The organism is Chryseobacterium viscerum (assembly GCF_025949665.1).
GTDB lineage: Bacteria > Bacteroidota > Bacteroidia > Flavobacteriales > Weeksellaceae > Chryseobacterium > Chryseobacterium viscerum_A.
Genome location: NZ_JAPDFT010000001.1, coordinates 1849875 through 1866309 on the forward strand (window position 1 = coordinate 1849875; position 16435 = coordinate 1866309).

Here is a 16435-nt window from a genome sequence, read left to right on the forward strand (position 1 = left end):
TTTTGATTAAATTTTGGCAGTTGGTAAATCAGCATATTTTTCTACATCGAAATCCTGGAAAGCAATTTTCTTTTCAATTTTATAATGCTCTCTTCCCAGAATATCATTGATGATGTAGGAATTACGGTACGCAGCCATTCCCAGATCTGTAGAAATATAGCTGTGAGTATGAACTTCAGCATGAAGTACATAGATTTCGCCTCCGTTATGGTCTATTGAATAATTTCTGTTGACATCAAACAATCCGCTGGAATCTCTCTTGATTCTATCCTGAATATTCTTTAAGAATGCAGGTTCGTGGTAACGGTATCCTGTTCCCAGAATCAAATAATCAGCTTCCTGATCATAAGGTACTTCCTGTTCCAGTTGGGTAAACTCAAGATTGATGAAGTCAGGATTACTGTTGTCTACTCTATTCAGCTGGCTGTTAGGGATAATTTTAAGATTAGGATCAGCATTATCGATATTCAGATCATAAATAAAATCGTAGATATCATTGATCAGATCATAATTGATTCCTTTAAATTGAGCCTGCTGTTTGCTTAAAATGGTTTTCCTTGCAGACTCGCTTCTGTTGTAGAAATATTCTACATAATCAGGTGAAGTAAGCTCCAGTGTCAGTTTAGAATATTCCATAGGGAAAAATCTGTCCGGACGGGAATACCATCCAAGTTGTGTTTCTTCATTCCTGTTTTGAAGCAGATCATAAAAAACTTCTGCTGAACTCTGGCCAGAACCGATAATCGCAATCTTTTTACCCTGAGATAAAAGCTCTTCTTTTCTGTACAGATAAGAACTTGTATGAATAACACGGGAATCATCCTTCGGAATGAAAGAAGGAATATGAGGCTGTGTCCCCGTTCCCAAAATCAGTCTTTCCGTTTTGAAAACCGTAGTTTCTTTGGTTTTGGTGTGAATCGTAGTTACATGATATAAACCATCTTCATAAGTAATATCCACTACCTGAGTAGAAAAACGGCATTGTGGAAGCTGTTCAATTACCCATTGGCAGTAACGGTTGTATTCTTTTCTCGGAATGAAAAAATCTTCTCTGATAAAAAACTTATACAGTCTTCCGGTTTCTTTCAGATAGTTCAAAAGGCTTAAAGGATTCGTAGGATCAGCCATGGATACGCAGTCGCATAAAAATGGGGTCTGCAGGGTTACATGGTCAATCATCAATCCCGGGTGCCAGTCGAAACCATCTCTCTGGTCCAGAAAAAGGGTTTTCAGTTCCGAAATCGGATTGGATAATGCGGCAAGTCCCAGATTGAAAGGACCTATACCTATGCCTATTACATTGTATACGGCTTCGTTAGTCATTTTTTGTGATGTTTGTGGTGATTTGTACCTCTTTATTCTGTGGGAATTTTTCCCAGTACCATTCTCTGTAACAGAAGTTCAGATTGGCTTTTTTATGAGGCATTTCTATTACTTTATCTACTTTGAAGCCTACATGAGCTTTGTTCATCATAGACGCAAGAGAGTCTACAGACCCTTCTCCTACCATTTTTCCTACCTGTGGCTGTGCAAAAACATAATCAACCATAGATTGAGTGGATGGAGACACAAATTTCTTTTTAGGATCAATAGGTGCAATGAACTGGTGTGTTCCGTAATCCGTAGGCAGCACTTCATAATAATCGCCTACAATATCTCTGCAAGCCCAATACACCTCAATATTACAAGAAGGTTCATCGTTTCCTGCGATGATATAACTGTGCGCTTCATCACTTGGAAGCATCAGCCTGTAGTACGTTTCCAACTCATCAATAGGCCAGTTCATCTGCCAGATTTTTACGGCATGTTCACGGTTGAACCATTCATGAAGCATTTCAAGGTCATTTTCAAGATCTATGGGACGCATACTCATCGTCACATCTTCTTTCTGGAAGTATCTTTTAAAGAAAACTTCTGTTCCCTGTGGATTGATTAGCTGATCCGAGAAGAAATGCTTGTGAAGAAGGTTCGGAACTTTAGCATAAGAAATTGAAGAAGCATTTACGCCACCGTCTACATCAGCAACTGCCGACTGAAGGTTTGATTTTACGGCCCAATATCTTTGATTCAATGCATAATCTGTCAACGATGAAGGTTCAGTTTCATGAAGGTTTTCAAACTCCCTGTACAGAATATGAATCAGTCTTCTTTCTTTAACCAATCCTGTTTTACCTATTGAAGCAATCAGTGCGCTCAGGTTACTTACCAGAAGATGATGAGAAATAATGTCCAGAAGGCGCTCATCTCTGATGAAAAGATCTTCCACTTCAGGGTAATCTTTAATCAGAGATTCATATTTTCCTTTGAAGCTTTCTTTGATCAGATACCCTTGCCCGTCTCTCACATAAATAGATTGAGGAAGCAATTGATTATCCAGCTGAACAAGCAGATTCTGCTGATGAACTTCCGGCGCCATACCTAATTGATTGTACAATCTGTTTAAAGGCGAAAGCAACAGATTCACATATTTTTCAAACCAGATAATAGCTGCTTTTTCAGCATCTACACCCAATTGATTGGCTACATTCTTAAAGAAATGGGTCGTAAAATTGAAACCATCTGTAGATTCATCCTGACAAAGCCTTGCTAATAGAATCACTTTATCTTCATTTGAAAAAGGATTTTCACGGAGCAATATATTCAGACTGTCCATATTTTTTCCTTCATAATGAACGCTTAAGGTTGAAGGTTCCAATAATAATTTAAAATTCGGAAAGTTTTGTTCAAATGAAGCTTTTTGATGCTGCCACCAGATTGCGGAAGCATAACCTCTGTTGAGATCTTTTAAGCTATTTGTTCTTACAGAACCTGTCATTAAAACATGCAAAGAGAACTTTAACATCCAGCTGAAATCAGGATTGTATACTGTTCTTATAGAAGATGTTGCATAAAAATCCTCACCCAAAGGTCCGATGTGAATGATTTTCCCGGAACCCAACATTTCAGGGTATTCTGCTGTTGATAAAAGATATTGTGCCTCCCATGGATGGCATGGAACTATATAAAAATCATTGATGTTTTCAAAATCGTAGCTTTCCGGTAAAGAAGTCCATTTTTCGAAGATTTCCTTTGCAGAAATCCCAGGAAGAGATTTTTCCGTGATGCAGTCTTTATGAATCAGGAAATAATCCAGCTGAAATCCTTTTCCGAATTCTGGACCATATAAAAGCTGTTCTTCCTCAGAAAACCCCATTCTTGATTTGGTAAAAGGATGCAGATTGTGTCCTGCCGGAAGCATTTGCTCAGATTCAAGGAAAGAATAGGTCAACAACTGATCATCCTTAAGGCATGCTTCTGTTGTCAGTTCCAGGTTTCTTAAGCTGCTTTGAATTCTTTCCACAAAGTTTCTGAAACCCTTTTCGTTTGTAGTCTCAGAAAGTTCCTTGTAAACCAGTTCAGTAAGCTTTTGATCATTAACTTCAAAAACTTCTTGATTTTGGTGATCTACCGCCCACAAAACAGGTCCGTATTCATGAAAAAGAGTTTCGGAACGATAGGAAACCGGAGCAAATAAAAACAGTCCGTTTTTCTTCATTTCAAATCTCATAAACAATGAATAATCACTGTTTTGAAGAGCTTTTGCTGTCAGAAGATCATATTTCGGAACGCCCTGATAGAATTTTCCGTTTCCCAGTTCTCTCAGCATTCCGTTCAACAGAATTCTGAAAGTAATTTCCCGGGCTTTTTCTCCTGTTCTATTTTTCTGAATTAAAGTCTTTTCCATGATTTTTGATTGTGGTGAGAATTTGATGAATGTCTTCCGTAGTCGTAATCGGATTCAGGAACGTAAACTTCAGATAGAAGTTTCCATCCACTTTTGTACTTGCTACAAGGATTTCTCCGCTGTAGAACAGTTTCATCTTAATGTATTGATTCAGCGCATTCAGATCATTGATTTCCGGATTTACATATCTGAAAACAAGAACACTTAAGTCAGAATCTGAAAGAAGCTCAAAATCTGCATCTTCAGTAATCATTGCTGCCGCATCTTTGGTAAGATCAATCACGGTGTCTGTGTATTCTGCTAATTGTTCTTTACCCATCATTCTTATGGTAAACCAAAGTTTTAAAGCATCAAATCTTCTCGTACTCTGAGTAATGGATTTATTGATCTGTGCCGGAATTTCTTCTTCATCCATTTCTTTCGGATTCAGATAATCGGCATGATGTTTAAGAATCAGGAGTTCTTTTTTGTTTTTAACAATGAAAGCACTGCTGCTGATAGGCTGGAAGAATGATTTGTGGTAATCAATCGTTACAGAGTCTGCTCTTTCAATACCATTGATAAGGTCACGGTATTTTTCACTTAATAATAAAGCACAACCGTAAGCGGCATCTACGTGCATCCAGATGTTATATTGTTCTGCAATATTGGCGATATCATCCAATGGATCAATATTTCCAAAATCTGTAGTTCCGGCTGTCGCTACGATACCAATAGGGATATTTCCCAACTGTTCTTCTCTCTTGATGTATTTTTTCAAAAGAGAAATATCCATACGGAAACGGTCATCAGTAGGTACTTTAACAATACTTTTCTCACCCAGTCCCATAATGGACGCATTTTTCAGATTGCTGAAGTGAGATTTATCTGAAACAAATATTCTGAAACGGCTTGCCTCCGCTGGCAGACCATCCATCTTTATATTGTGGTTGTATCTTTTTTGAGAAAAACAGTCACGCATCATGACCAATCCCATTAAATTACTCTGTGAGCCCCCCGCTGTGAAAACACCGTCGCTTTCATTCGTATTATATCCAATCTGACCGGCAGTCCAGTCGATCAGTTTTCTTTCCATAAAAGTTCCTCCTGCACTCTGATCATAAGTATCTTGTGAAGAATTGATGGCACTTACAAGAATTTCTCCTGCCAATGCCGGGATTACTACCGGACAGTTAAGATGAGCTACATATTGTGGAAGATGAAAAGCTGTGGCATGTTTTACATAAATATCATCTACTTCTGCCAGAAGCTCATTATAATTAGAAAGTTTTTGATTAAGATCAATCTGTTGTACCATTCCTTTCATTGTTTTGGCTTCTATACCACTGAAAGGCTTGTTGTTTCTGTGAAGAAATTCCTGAACCAGGTCTAAAGTACTGTTGACAGCATTACGATAATGATCATAATTGTCAGGATGAAAAATATTCCCAAAATTCCCCGAAATGTGAGGTGAAGTTGTGCTTGCGAGCTCTTCTAGGGATATTAAATTGTTGTTCATAAAAGTTTTGTAATGTGATTTTTTAAATCTGTGAGTTGTTGTGGTTTTTTCGATATACTATTATATATATCTGATAGTCAGGTTTTTAAATTTTACATTTTTTATTATAATTTATTTGGTGGTTGCGTAATTATTACTAAATTTGAACCAGCTATTGTTATTTAGAATAATTAAAAACAAAGATAAAAATTATTACTTAACACCAAATTTTTTTTAATGAATTCTACAGAAATTTTAGATAAAGACTGTTCAACAGCGGTAAAACTGCTTCCTACGGTCATAGAAGTCACCTCTCAGGAAAGAAGAATGATAAAAGATGCAGCTCTGCACCTTCAGAAAAAGTATGACAATTATGAAAACCGTGATTTTATAAAGCATGTACATCAGCTGGCGTCTTATTTCTTACCGGAGAGAATTTTAAATATAGCGGCTGATTTTGCGAGTGACTTTTCAAAAAATCAGTATGGTGCACTGATCTTTACAGGATTAATGGATATCGATCAGGAGGACATAGGATCTACCCCTCCCAATTGGCAGGCGGCAGATTATTCAAAATTTAATTTATATGGTTTTGCATGTGCGCTTATCCATGGGGCACTTCCGTCAAAGCCTGTACAATATTATTCACAGCGTAAAGGAGGCGGATTAATTCATGCCATCATTCCTGATGAAAAAATGAAGGAAACGCAGACAGGATCAGGATCTTCAACAGATTTATATGTACACACAGAAGATGCTTTTCTGAAACATCAGGCTGACTACTTAAGCTTTATGTATGTAAGAAATGAGGAGCAGGTTCCTTCTACTCTTTATTCTATCCGTTCTCATGAGTCTATTGGGGAAAATTACAGACCTCTTTTTGAGCGTATCTATAAAATTCCGAAAGATGCCAATCTGGAGACAGGAGAAAATGAAGAAGAGACATTAGATTCTGTACTGTATGGCAATTACAGTCTTCCGTTTATGCGATTTGATGCCGCAGAACAGCTTTTCAATTCCAGCATAAAACAATCGGATGAAGCGCAAAGTACACTGCATGAGTTCTGGGAAGAAGCCAGACATTTGATTTACTCAGGATTTACGCCTCAGGCAGGAGACGTTATTCTGGTAAACAATCACTTATGTGCTCACGGAAGATCTGCTTTCCGTGCGGGAGTAAGAAATATTGACGGAATAGAACATCCGTGCGAAAGAAGAATCATGCTTCGTATGATGAGTAAAGTGAGCCTTATTGATATGAGGGCACATACGCTTACAGAAGATCCTTTCTTTGTGATAGAGGAACATTTGGGTAAAAACTTTCAACACTTTTAATATGCTGACCTGTTAGCATTTTGAACATCAATCAATCGAAATCCTTTTTGGGCATGGCTCAAAAAGGATTTTTTTATTTGATTTTAAGTTTTGGCTAAAGCCATCGGAATTTATATTTATTTATTAAAACGGGCTAAAGCCCGTTCCTATTGAATATTGATTAGTTTTTATATCAATAGAAGTGGGCTTTAGCCAAAACTTAAAAGCTTATAATTTACTGTTTAAAGAATCTGTCAAATAAAGACAATTGTTCAGATAATGATCTGCTCCAATATTCCGGGACGTGTCCTCCCAAAGACTCTGTGTAGAGATGCTGGATCTTCATTTCTGTCAGTTTTTTATGAAAGTTTCTATTCATGTTGATCATTTGGGTATCTTCTGTTCCGCAATCGAAAATATATTGCTGTCCGGCTCCAGCCATTAACTTTATTTTGCTGTCAGTGAGGAAATTGGGATTGATAGATTCCAGCGGTCCCAGCACTTTATTCACCATATATTTCTGATAGCCTTCTCCGAAAGAGTTGAAATCTAATGCTCCACAAGAACTTCCCACGATACCAAATGTTTTATTATAAGTAACTCCGATATTGGTAGCTCCGTAACCTCCCATACTCCATCCTAAAATTCCACGGAATTTTTTCTCTGCTTTCACAGGATAGTTTTTATCAATGAACTCTACCAGCTCTTTTCCAATAAAAGTCTGATATTGTGAATCCTTAACGATTGGACTGTCCACATACCACGAACTGTAGTTTCCATCCGGAAGTATATAGATTGTTTTAAGTTCCTGTGCTTTTTTTACCAGATCCGGAATATCCTGTTTAATGATTCTGTCCGGATTGCCGCTAAAACCGTGAAGAATATAAACAGACGGATAGGTTGTATTAGGTTGGAGATTAGGGGTAATGATTACTGTTTTGATCTTTTTATTCATTTTCGGACTGAAAATTTCCTGATGAATAATTTTTTGTGCTGATAACTGAATACATGCAGTTAATACAAATACAATGTTGATAAGCTTCTTCATGCTGAAAAATGTTTAATTAATGATAATCATGGGCCTCTAAATTGTAGAACATATAGTGTACCAATGATCTTATGACAGAGCAAAATTGCGTCAGAAAAAGAGAAAAAGCCTCAACATATGTTGAAGCTTTTGTTAATTTATTTCCTGACTTAGGAATATCAGTTGATTTCCTTCTTTATCCGGCTTAGCTGTGTAGGTGTTATTCCAAGATAAGAAGCGATGTGGTGCTGTTTTAATCTATTATAAAGGGACTTATTTTCAAGCAATTGTAAATACCGTTTTTTTGCCGTTTCGTATTTTAAAGAAACTTCCAGAGGTTCTTTTTTTACCACCCAGTTTTTTTCCAGATAACAAAGATGAAAAAGTGCCAGATCATGATGCTTTTCCAGTAATTCACGATAGGCTTTTGCGGGATATTGTATCACCGAGCAGTCTTCCAGTGCAATGATATTGAAATCACTGGGTTCATTTTTAATAATAGCTGCTGTGGAAGCTACAAAGCTGTTTTCTTCGAAGAAGATTTTATAAATATTATTTCCCAGTTCATCTACTGTATAATACCCTATCAGTCCGGATTTGATAAAATAATAATACCTTGCCATGGAACCGGATTCCAGCAGAAGATCATTCTTGTGATAGTATTCTTCCGTACAGATATCCAATAAATCCTGAATCGTTTCTTCGGATAAAGGATAGTACTGATTAATCTGCTTTACAAATTCTGAATTGTTCATTTTGGTAGACATCATTATCTGTGAAAATCTGTGAGATCTGTGGGTAAAAAATTAGTCCAATATTTTTTTCATCATGAGATCTGTCTGTTCTTCTTCTCCCAATCTGAAAATATGCTTATCAAATTCAATGAATCCATTTTTTCTGTAAAATTGTAAAGCTCTCAGATTTTCTTCCCAAACCCCAAGCCACAGGTATGATTTGTGAAGTTGCCGGGCTGTTTCTAAAGCCTGGTTATAAAGAAGCTGTCCTACTTTTTTCCCGTGATGGCTTTTCTTTACATAAATTCTTTCAATTTCAAGGCTTGTATCATCCTGAAGTTCTGTCTGTGCCTTGCCAGAATTGACTTTCAGGTAACCTACAGGATTGTCTTCTTCCCAGGCAATATAGAAAAAGGACTCGGGATTATTCAGCTCAGATTTGATCTTTTCAGTATTAAAGCTTTCTTCCAGATACTTTTTCATGGCCTCTTCCGTATTATCTTCTGCAAACGTTTCAGTGAAAGTTTGTATACCAATGTTTTGAAGTATCTCAAGGTCTTTTTCGCCGGATGTATTGATGATTATTGATGACATAGCAGAATATTTATTCTTCTAATTTATTAATAAGATTTTTTATTTCAGGTATGGTTAATTCTGTTTTTGTTTCCGCAAGTATTATATTTTTTAAAATTTTAATGTGAGCGGCCTTTAAAGCATCTTCGCTTTTTACTTCCTGATTAGGAGTTACTCCTATATGTTCCCAGTTTTTTTGGCTTGCTAAAGATGTTATTTTTCCTGCCGGGACAAGTAGTAAATATTGATTTTGAATAATAAAATGATCTACAGGATTGGCTGCACCTCCTGTTTTTTCACCTATCACTTCAGCAAGTTTATACTGCTGCAAGAAGTAAGCTACTGCTTCTCCTGCGGAAAAAGTATTTTTACTGGTAAGAATATAAATTTTTTTATGTAGATATTTCTGTCCGGAAACCTCAGGCTGGGTACTGTTTAAAACAGTCTTGTTATTATGCCGGAAATATGTAGTATAAAGATCTGTTTTTTTGTCAAAAAAATAACTGCAGAAGAGAAGAACCATTCCGTTTTCTCCACCTCCGTTTTCCCGGAGGTCAATAACAAGAGCATGGGTATTGGCAACAAAATTCATAGCAGCTGCCAATGTTTTTTCACTGGCTTCAGGAGAGGCAAAACCCTTAAAGTTGATGTAGCCAATATTACCCGGGAGTCTTTGAACCGTTTCAAATCCGAAGTTTTCAAGACTGTTATGTTCGTTATTCAATTTCTCTTTTTCTTTCTCACTCATCTGTTTTTCAGGCATGTAATTTTCGAGATATTTAACGAAAAAATGTTCGTCTTTAATGGTTGTTCTTAACTTTTGAGTGAGCAGCGCTGCAAAGTCTTTTTTATTGAGAGCATTAAACGCTCCCTTATTCAATTCATTCCGGAATAGAGAATCTGCTTTTTTATAAGCTTCTTTATCAATATAATAGTCTTTTACTTTTTCTGTAATATCAGTAAGAACTGTGGAAGTACCACTTTTCTGGGCATTCGAGAATAAGAAAGTAAAAAGGAAAAGCCCAACGCATGATTTTTTCATTGAAATAAGGATTTAATATTTCAACAAATGTATTTCAATGAGTTTTCTATGAATTGTAAAAATGGAAACTCAGATAAATAACCAAACATTATTTTGTTCAGTATCTACATTCTCAAAGAATTTTCCGGGACTTATTTTGGTGAGTTCCTTAAAATCTTTAATGAGATGGGATTGGTCATAAAATAGATTTTCGTAGGAAAGTTCTGTAAGATTTCTGGATTTTTTATTTGAAATCAAAACCTTACGAAACCGCTGTATTTTTCTGAATTCTGAAGCTGGCTTAGCCAGATATCGCTGAGAGATCTTGTTTACATATTGTCTTGTAATTTTATTTTTCACAGCAATTTCTTCGATACTCAATTCTGTTTCAAAATCATTCAATATTGCATAAGCCAGATGCAAGTCTCTCTGCCGGAATCTGGAAAGACAATAATTTTCAAGGATTTCAATTTGTATTTTCCTGTCAGGCTCTTTTAAAACAGTATCCATCATATCTGTAAGGTCTGAAAGATTGATTTCCTGTTCCAGATCCTCGCTTTTATCAGCATTAAAAAAATGATAAATACCTAACGGCTTAAAGTAGATTGTAACTTCATTAACTGATTCCCGATAAAAAATTTCTGTAGGAACAGAACATCTGAATACAAAATCAACCACGATATTCTCAGATGAAGATCTGGTAATTTCTACCCACCCTTTATCCTGCGTAACAAATACATCCTGACATGCTGATACAATAAAGTAATTGTCTGGAAATGTAAGATATTTGACAGGTTCCTGATCATCATCTTTTTCTATAAAATAATATCCTTGAATGTAGTTTTTCAAAACAGAATGTACAGGCTCATAAAAAGTAACTTTCATAGTAGTGATGGGTTGGAAGTAAAAATACAAATAGAAAACAAAATCCTGAAACTTTGTTCAGGATTATATTATTTATGAAAACAGTATTTTTTTAAAGGCTTCAGAAGCCAGATGTACCTGTACGCTCCAATCGTCTGCTGCATCACTACCTGCATCGTCGGAGATATATTTCAGGCATAGAAACGGAATATTTTCCTTTTGGGCAATCAATGCTAACGGATAGGCTTCCATATCTACAATATTATAATCAGTTTCAGAATGGTTCATTTCAAAACTGTCACCACTTCCGCAAATTCCTTCTTTAAGAGTATCCATTCTAAGACCATATTCCAGTACAGGCGGCACTCCGGACAGCGGGGTTTCATATAGTTTAAATCCAAGCCCTCTTACATCCATGTCACGCTGAATAAATTTTGTACAGCATACCACTTCTCCTTTATGGAATCCTTTACTTCCTGCAGAACCTAAATTCACGATCAGTTTAGGTTTTCTTGCATGAATCTCTTTGGTTAATTCGATTGCAGCATTTACTTTTCCGATGCCGGTAATTAATTTATTTTTATCATCGAAAACGGTTCCTGCTTCGGAATCTAATGCAAAAACAAAAAGGGTATCATCAATTGAATAATGAGTTTCGTTGTTAATTTTTATCATTGAGAAATCAGATTTATACAGCTGGTGTTGCTGTAATACAAAGATACAAGACTCTATTAAATTAAAAACCCCAAAATAAAACTATTTTGGGGTTTTGATATCTTAAATGCTGCATCCGTCTGCATCACAGGAAGCTCCGTTTTCACCGGAAAGATCCTTAAACGGACTTACGGTTTCTTTGTAAGTCTGCTGAAGCGCATTCTCAAACGCTTCTACAGGCTGAGCGCCGGAAACGGCATATTTACCATTCAGAACAAAGAAAGGAACTCCGGAAATACCATTGTTTCTTGCCTCCTGAATATCCTGATTCACTTCATCATCCCATTGATCTGTTGTAACTGCTTGTCTTGCTTCCTCTTTATCAATTCCTAAGCTTTCTGCAAGAGCGATCAAAACTTCTGTATCTCCTACATTTTTCCCATCAATAAAGTGAGCAATAAATAATGCTTCTTCCATTTCATTGGATTTGTTATGCTTTTTAGCCAAATGAAGCAGTTTGTGAGCACTGAAAGTATTGGTAATTAAAGCTTTTCCAAAATTAAAATCAATTCCGGCTTCTTTTCCCATTTGAGTTACCTGCCCAAGCATTTGGGTAGCCTGAGCTTCAGGAAAACCTTTTTTTTCTCTAAAATACTGAATGGTATCCTGAGTTTCTTTCGGATCTAAACTTGGATCCAGCTGAAAGCTCTTCCACTCCACTTCTACTTCATCTTTAAAAGGAAGCTTATTCAAAGCCTGCTCAAAATTATTCTTTCCGATATAGCAAAACGGACACATCACGTCCGACCAGATTTCTATTTTCATTGTATTTAATTTTAAATCAAATTAGTAGCACAAAGATAGTGTATTTTATTTAATGTAACAAAAATCATTACAGTTTAATTCTGACAGGTGGAAAGTACCTGACTACGCTTTTCCAATATACCTTTTAAAATCATCATCAGAAATGCAAGAAGCCCGAAAAACAAACCTATCCATGGAATATACTCTACTCCTTTTGTAACGATTATCCATCCTCCGATTGTAGTTCCTACTGTTACTCCCAGGTTTCCGAATGATGTGGCAAGACTATTGGCAAATTCCAGTGATTCCGGAGCTGAAGAGATCATATAGGTAGATGCATTCAAAAAGCTGGGTGAATACAGAAATCCCCAGATTCCGATAACGGCAATCGTTGCCCATAAATTTCCATCAGAAAAATAGAGAAGAATGGGCACTAAGATAGTTCCGGAAAGGAAAATAGCGGTTGTAGCTGCTACATTTTTATTAAGCATTTTTCCGGCAACTCCATTGGCTATCACTCCAATAATTCCAAATAACAAAAGCATGTAACTCACCATTGAAGTATCCATTCCTTTGGCTTTATTCAGATAATCTGCAAAATAACTATAGGTAGAAAACCATGCGGTAATCATAAAAAAGTTAGTCAGCGTACTCAGAATAAATGGGGGCTGTTTCAGGATTCTGACCTGATTTCCATAAGATTTTTTCTCTTTTACAGGCATCGGAGGAAGAAGGAAATAAATGACTGCTAAAGCAATCAGACTTACTACAGTCTGTATCATAAATGAATACTCCCAGGACCAAAGACCTGCAATCCATGTGGCAAAAGGAACCGTTGTGACCATTGCAATGGCAACTCCATTAAATACAATTCCCATCAGTTCATTTTTTTTCCGGTCATCCGCTTGGGAGACTGCTACAGATAATGCTGACGCAATATACACGGGCTGAAGAAATGCCGGTAAAATCCTAACCAGCATCAACAGCCAGAAAGGAGGCGAAAAAGAAGATACAAATCCTGTAATCAGAAACATGAAAATGGCTGTGAGCATTATTTTTTTACGGTCAAAACCTGATGTAAGTAAGGTCATAAAAGGTCCTGTAAGAGCGATAATTAATGCAAAAGCGCTCAACAGATACCCTGCTTTGTCTATACTGATTTTATAATGCTCTGCAACTTGCGGGAGAATTCCGATGACACCAAACTCTGTTGTAATAACCGCTATAAATCCCAGACATCCAATGTATGCATATTTTTTCATGATACTTTTTATTCGTCAGATTTCAAATTTTGATGGGCAAAAACAGCCATTTCATCTACGGCTGACTGTACTTCTTCCAACAACTCTCCCATATGCATAAAACCGTGAACCATATCTTTGTAAAGACTTGTTGTAAGCTCAACTCCTGCATTTTTCATATTAGCAGAAAGCTGTTTCCCATCATCCAGTAAAGGATCATGTTCAGCCAGAATGATTAAAGTAGGTGGTGTTTCTTTAAAATCTTTAATCAAGACAGGAATTGCCAGAGGATTATCTTTCTCTTCTTCCGGAAGATAACCTGCCCAGGCTTCTACACCTCCCTGCTTATTGAGAACCGGACCGTTTTCATACGTTTCCCAGGTCTTTGAATTCAATTGATTGTCTACTGCAGGATAAATCAATGCCTGAAACTTCAGATGCTTTCCTAGCTGAGTAGAAACTGCCGTTGACAAAGCTGCTCCGGCACTATCACCTATGATTCCAACCTTATCAGGATCGATTCCTAAAGATTCTGCATTTTCAAATACCCATTTTACACCATCAATACAATCATTTAAACCAGCAGGAAAAGGATGTTCGGGAGCAAGACGGTAATCTATAAAAATAACGACTGATCCGGTTTTATTGGCCAGTTTACGGACTACAGCATCATGAGTCTCATACCCACCGGCAATAAACCATCCTCCATGAATATAAATAATAGCTGGTGATTGTTGAACATCTTTTCCTTTAGGACGGTAAATCCTGATAGGAATCTGATGATTTTCCTGTGGAATATGCAGCTCTTCAATCATGTTTACTGATTCTTTCTTCCCACTAAGTTGAAGAGACATGGTTTCAAGAAATTTTCTTGCTCCGTCTAAAGAATTCTGAGGATTGAAGGGCTGTATGGTTTCTAAATGATTTAAAATCTGTGTTATCTTAGGCGTTAATTGCATTGTATTTTGAATTAAGTTGTTATTGTTTCTGTTGAGAACTTGAGCGCTATTGTTCTTCTATTGCAGTGTATTTTCTGTTTTGTTGAACAAAATTAAATCTCAAACCTTACATTTGCACTGTATACAGCTAAATGTATGGTACTAACAAATTTGTAAGTTATGGGCAAAATCAAAGAAAATTCAACGAATAATATCAACAGACAATATATACAGGGATGTGATCTGAGTTATGCAGTATGTAAAATTGGAGGGCGTTGGAAACTGATTATTTTAAACAAATTAAAGGACGGAAAACTACGCTTCAGTGAAATAAGAAACTCTATTTGTGGAATAACAGAAAGAATGCTTACCCTGCAGCTGAGAGAACTGGAAAAAGAAAGCTTGGTAAAAAGGACCGTTCATGCAGAAGTTCCGCCAAGAGTAGATTATGAGCTTACAGATATTGCCAGAGAGCTGATTCCTATTTGGAAGCAGCTTGATGAATGGGGAGGAAAACACAGGGAAATGATGCAGGTACAGGAAAATGCAGAAGAATTATTATAAAAAAGTTTCGGGGGATTTTATCGCAGATAAAATCCCCCGAAACTCCAAACAAGGTAAGCATAAAACAAATATGCCCCCTTCTATGATTTATTCACTTTTTTACAAAACAGAACATGGGCAATCAAAGCCAATACGCCAAATACCGTTCCTACAAAACATACTCCACTCCACTGAGCCTTTTGCCAAGCAACAGATGCCAGCCATGTTCCCAATGATCCTCCGATAAAATAAGACACCATATACACGGTATTCAGCCTGTTTACAGCATTTGATTTAATAAGGAAATAATTGGTCTGGTTCATTATGTGACTTGACTGTACTCCCAAATCCACAAGAATTACTCCTACAATAAGTCCCCAATATGTTTCTCCGGCAAAATAAGTAAAGCCCCAGCTTCCTATAACAATCAATAAAGAATATAAGATAATCCGGTTGATATCCAGATACTTTTGAAGTTTCCCCACCTTAGCTGCCGCTAAAGCACCTACAGCACCTGCTAATCCGAAACTTCCCACTACAGACGATCCGGCATTAAAAGGCGGCTTTTCCATATGAAAAACCAACGTGGTAAACAAAGCACACATAGACCCAAATGCCATAGCTCCACGGAATGATGCCAGCTGAAGAATTGGTTGTGTTTTTGCAAGGTGGGCAACAGAACGCATCAATTCTTTGTAAGTTCCTTTAAAATTAGGAGACAGTTCCGGAAGCATTTTATAGACAGCCAGCCAAACCAGAATCATCAGTCCTGCTGCAATACCAAACATTGCTCTCCAGCCCCACACTTCACCTACTATTCCTCCTATAAAACGGGAAAGAAGAATTCCCAGTAGCAGCCCGGACATTACCAATCCGATATTGGAGGATTTTTCTTTATCTGATGAAAGTTCCGCTGCAATAGGAACAAACAATTGCGGAATAACCGATGTAGCTCCGATGAGCAAACTGGCAGCATACAACATCCACAGCTCGGTGGCAAAAGTCATCCATAAAAGGGATCCAAAAACGAGAAACAGATCTATTAAGATTAATTTCTTGCGAAAAAATTTATCACCCAGCGGAACAATCAGCAGCAGGCCCAATGCATAACCAATCTGTGTAAGTACTGAAATTTTACTTGCTGCGCTTTCAGAAACCTGCAGTTCTTCTGAAATAAGTGCCAGTAAAGGCTGATTATAATAATTGTTGGCGACTACCAGCCCTGAAATAATGGCCATAAGCCAGATAACAGTCCGGGAAATACCTTGGGAAGAACTCTCCTGCATTACGTATAAAGTTTTTATTTGAATTGAAAGCTGTCTGAAAACAGATAACGATGTATACTGTCAGATTTTAAGAGATCAAAGATAATCATTAAAAAAAGAAATTATTCGTTCCATGCTTTTACATTTCTGTGAATAATATAGGATTCTCCGGTAAGTAGAATGATTTCAACACTCTGTCTGTATGATTGTTTTTATTGATGATATATATTGATGGAAAACCTTTTGAATGTTAGAA

General features: G+C 36.8%; 15 protein-coding genes. 2 read left to right on the top strand and 13 right to left on the bottom strand.

Annotated elements, in window-relative coordinates:
• Nucleotides 1–6: 6 nt before the first annotated feature.
• Genes OL225_RS08395 through OL225_RS08405 form a run of 3 tightly spaced genes read right to left on the bottom strand, consistent with a single transcriptional unit; the run spans nt 7 to nt 5222 of the window.
• Nucleotides 7–1323, bottom strand: coding sequence for a lysine N(6)-hydroxylase/L-ornithine N(5)-oxygenase family protein (locus OL225_RS08395; RefSeq protein ID WP_264517945.1), 1317 nt, complete (start codon nt 1321–1323; stop codon nt 7–9).
• Entirely contained in the window at nt 1316–3724 is a 2409-nt protein-coding gene (locus OL225_RS08400; protein WP_264517946.1) for a GNAT family N-acetyltransferase, read from the bottom strand. The genes OL225_RS08395 and OL225_RS08400 overlap by 8 nt, the downstream gene beginning before the upstream one ends.
• Entirely contained in the window at nt 3696–5222 is a 1527-nt protein-coding gene (locus OL225_RS08405; protein ID WP_264517947.1) for a pyridoxal phosphate-dependent decarboxylase family protein, read from the bottom strand. The genes OL225_RS08400 and OL225_RS08405 overlap by 29 nt, the downstream gene beginning before the upstream one ends.
• Before the next feature lie 216 nt (nt 5223–5438).
• Between OL225_RS08405 and OL225_RS08410 the strand changes: the two genes are divergently transcribed.
• Nucleotides 5439–6536 carry a TauD/TfdA family dioxygenase gene (locus tag OL225_RS08410; protein WP_264517948.1) on the top strand — a complete coding sequence of 366 codons (1098 nt, stop codon included), beginning with the start codon at nt 5439–5441 and terminating at the stop codon, nt 6534–6536.
• Nucleotides 6537–6750: 214 nt separating this feature from the next.
• Here OL225_RS08410 and OL225_RS08415 read toward each other — a convergent pair whose 3' ends face one another.
• From OL225_RS08415 to OL225_RS08455, 9 genes are all read right to left on the bottom strand, one after another.
• Nucleotides 6751–7563, bottom strand: a complete 813-nt coding sequence (locus OL225_RS08415; protein ID WP_264517949.1) for an alpha/beta hydrolase — start codon at nt 7561–7563, stop codon at nt 6751–6753.
• 158 nt (nt 7564–7721) lie between these two features.
• Nucleotides 7722–8297 carry a Crp/Fnr family transcriptional regulator gene (locus OL225_RS08420; RefSeq protein ID WP_264517950.1) on the bottom strand — a complete coding sequence of 192 codons (576 nt, stop codon included), beginning with the start codon at nt 8295–8297 and terminating at the stop codon, nt 7722–7724.
• 51 nt (nt 8298–8348) lie between these two features.
• Nucleotides 8349–8870 carry a GNAT family N-acetyltransferase gene (locus OL225_RS08425; RefSeq protein ID WP_047374835.1) on the bottom strand — a complete coding sequence of 174 codons (522 nt, stop codon included), beginning with the start codon at nt 8868–8870 and terminating at the stop codon, nt 8349–8351.
• Nucleotides 8871–8880: 10 nt separating this feature from the next.
• Entirely contained in the window at nt 8881–9891 is a 1011-nt protein-coding gene (locus OL225_RS08430; protein WP_264517951.1) for a S41 family peptidase, read from the bottom strand.
• A 69-nt stretch (nt 9892–9960) separates the two neighbouring features.
• Nucleotides 9961–10755, bottom strand: coding sequence for a helix-turn-helix domain-containing protein (locus tag OL225_RS08435; protein WP_047374837.1), 795 nt, complete (start codon nt 10753–10755; stop codon nt 9961–9963).
• A gap of 72 nt (nt 10756–10827) precedes the next feature.
• A complete protein-coding gene (locus tag OL225_RS08440) occupies nt 10828–11409 on the bottom strand; it encodes a nucleosidase (RefSeq protein ID WP_047374838.1) in 582 nt (193 codons plus the stop codon).
• 102 nt (nt 11410–11511) lie between these two features.
• Complete coding sequence (locus OL225_RS08445) at nt 11512–12213, bottom strand: DsbA family protein (protein ID WP_264517952.1); 702 nt, start codon at nt 12211–12213, stop codon at nt 11512–11514.
• Nucleotides 12214–12287: 74 nt separating this feature from the next.
• Entirely contained in the window at nt 12288–13454 is a 1167-nt protein-coding gene (locus OL225_RS08450) for an MFS transporter (RefSeq protein WP_264517953.1), read from the bottom strand.
• A gap of 8 nt (nt 13455–13462) precedes the next feature.
• On the bottom strand, nt 13463–14392 hold the full coding sequence (locus OL225_RS08455) for an alpha/beta hydrolase (RefSeq protein WP_264517954.1): 930 nt from the start codon (nt 14390–14392) through the stop codon (nt 13463–13465).
• Nucleotides 14393–14551: 159 nt separating this feature from the next.
• Here OL225_RS08455 and OL225_RS08460 point away from each other — a divergent pair, with 159 nt between their 5' ends.
• Nucleotides 14552–14935 (top strand): winged helix-turn-helix transcriptional regulator, encoded by a 384-nt coding sequence (locus OL225_RS08460; protein ID WP_047374845.1) that lies wholly within the window; start codon nt 14552–14554, stop codon nt 14933–14935.
• 80 nt (nt 14936–15015) lie between these two features.
• Here the strand turns inward: OL225_RS08460 and OL225_RS08465 are convergent, their stop codons facing one another.
• Nucleotides 15016–16200 carry an MFS transporter gene (locus OL225_RS08465; protein WP_264517955.1) on the bottom strand — a complete coding sequence of 395 codons (1185 nt, stop codon included), beginning with the start codon at nt 16198–16200 and terminating at the stop codon, nt 15016–15018.
• Nucleotides 16201–16435 lie beyond the last annotated feature (235 nt).

Coding starts and splice junctions, on each gene's coding strand:
- OL225_RS08395 (WP_264517945.1), bottom strand. CDS start 1,323: ATGACTAACGAAGCCGTATACAATGTAATAGGCATAGGTATAGGTCCT.
- OL225_RS08440 (WP_047374838.1), bottom strand. CDS start 11,409: ATGATAAAAATTAACAACGAAACTCATTATTCAATTGATGATACCCTT.
- OL225_RS08425 (WP_047374835.1), bottom strand. CDS start 8,870: ATGTCATCAATAATCATCAATACATCCGGCGAAAAAGACCTTGAGATA.
- OL225_RS08450 (WP_264517953.1), bottom strand. CDS start 13,454: ATGAAAAAATATGCATACATTGGATGTCTGGGATTTATAGCGGTTATT.
- OL225_RS08410 (WP_264517948.1), top strand. CDS start 5,439: ATGAATTCTACAGAAATTTTAGATAAAGACTGTTCAACAGCGGTAAAA.
- OL225_RS08455 (WP_264517954.1), bottom strand. CDS start 14,392: ATGCAATTAACGCCTAAGATAACACAGATTTTAAATCATTTAGAAACC.
- OL225_RS08435 (WP_047374837.1), bottom strand. CDS start 10,755: ATGAAAGTTACTTTTTATGAGCCTGTACATTCTGTTTTGAAAAACTAC.
- OL225_RS08430 (WP_264517951.1), bottom strand. CDS start 9,891: ATGAAAAAATCATGCGTTGGGCTTTTCCTTTTTACTTTCTTATTCTCG.
- OL225_RS08400 (WP_264517946.1), bottom strand. CDS start 3,724: ATGGAAAAGACTTTAATTCAGAAAAATAGAACAGGAGAAAAAGCCCGG.
- OL225_RS08405 (WP_264517947.1), bottom strand. CDS start 5,222: ATGAACAACAATTTAATATCCCTAGAAGAGCTCGCAAGCACAACTTCA.
- OL225_RS08445 (WP_264517952.1), bottom strand. CDS start 12,213: ATGAAAATAGAAATCTGGTCGGACGTGATGTGTCCGTTTTGCTATATC.
- OL225_RS08415 (WP_264517949.1), bottom strand. CDS start 7,563: ATGAAGAAGCTTATCAACATTGTATTTGTATTAACTGCATGTATTCAG.
- OL225_RS08460 (WP_047374845.1), top strand. CDS start 14,552: ATGGGCAAAATCAAAGAAAATTCAACGAATAATATCAACAGACAATAT.
- OL225_RS08420 (WP_264517950.1), bottom strand. CDS start 8,297: ATGAACAATTCAGAATTTGTAAAGCAGATTAATCAGTACTATCCTTTA.
- OL225_RS08465 (WP_264517955.1), bottom strand. CDS start 16,200: ATGCAGGAGAGTTCTTCCCAAGGTATTTCCCGGACTGTTATCTGGCTT.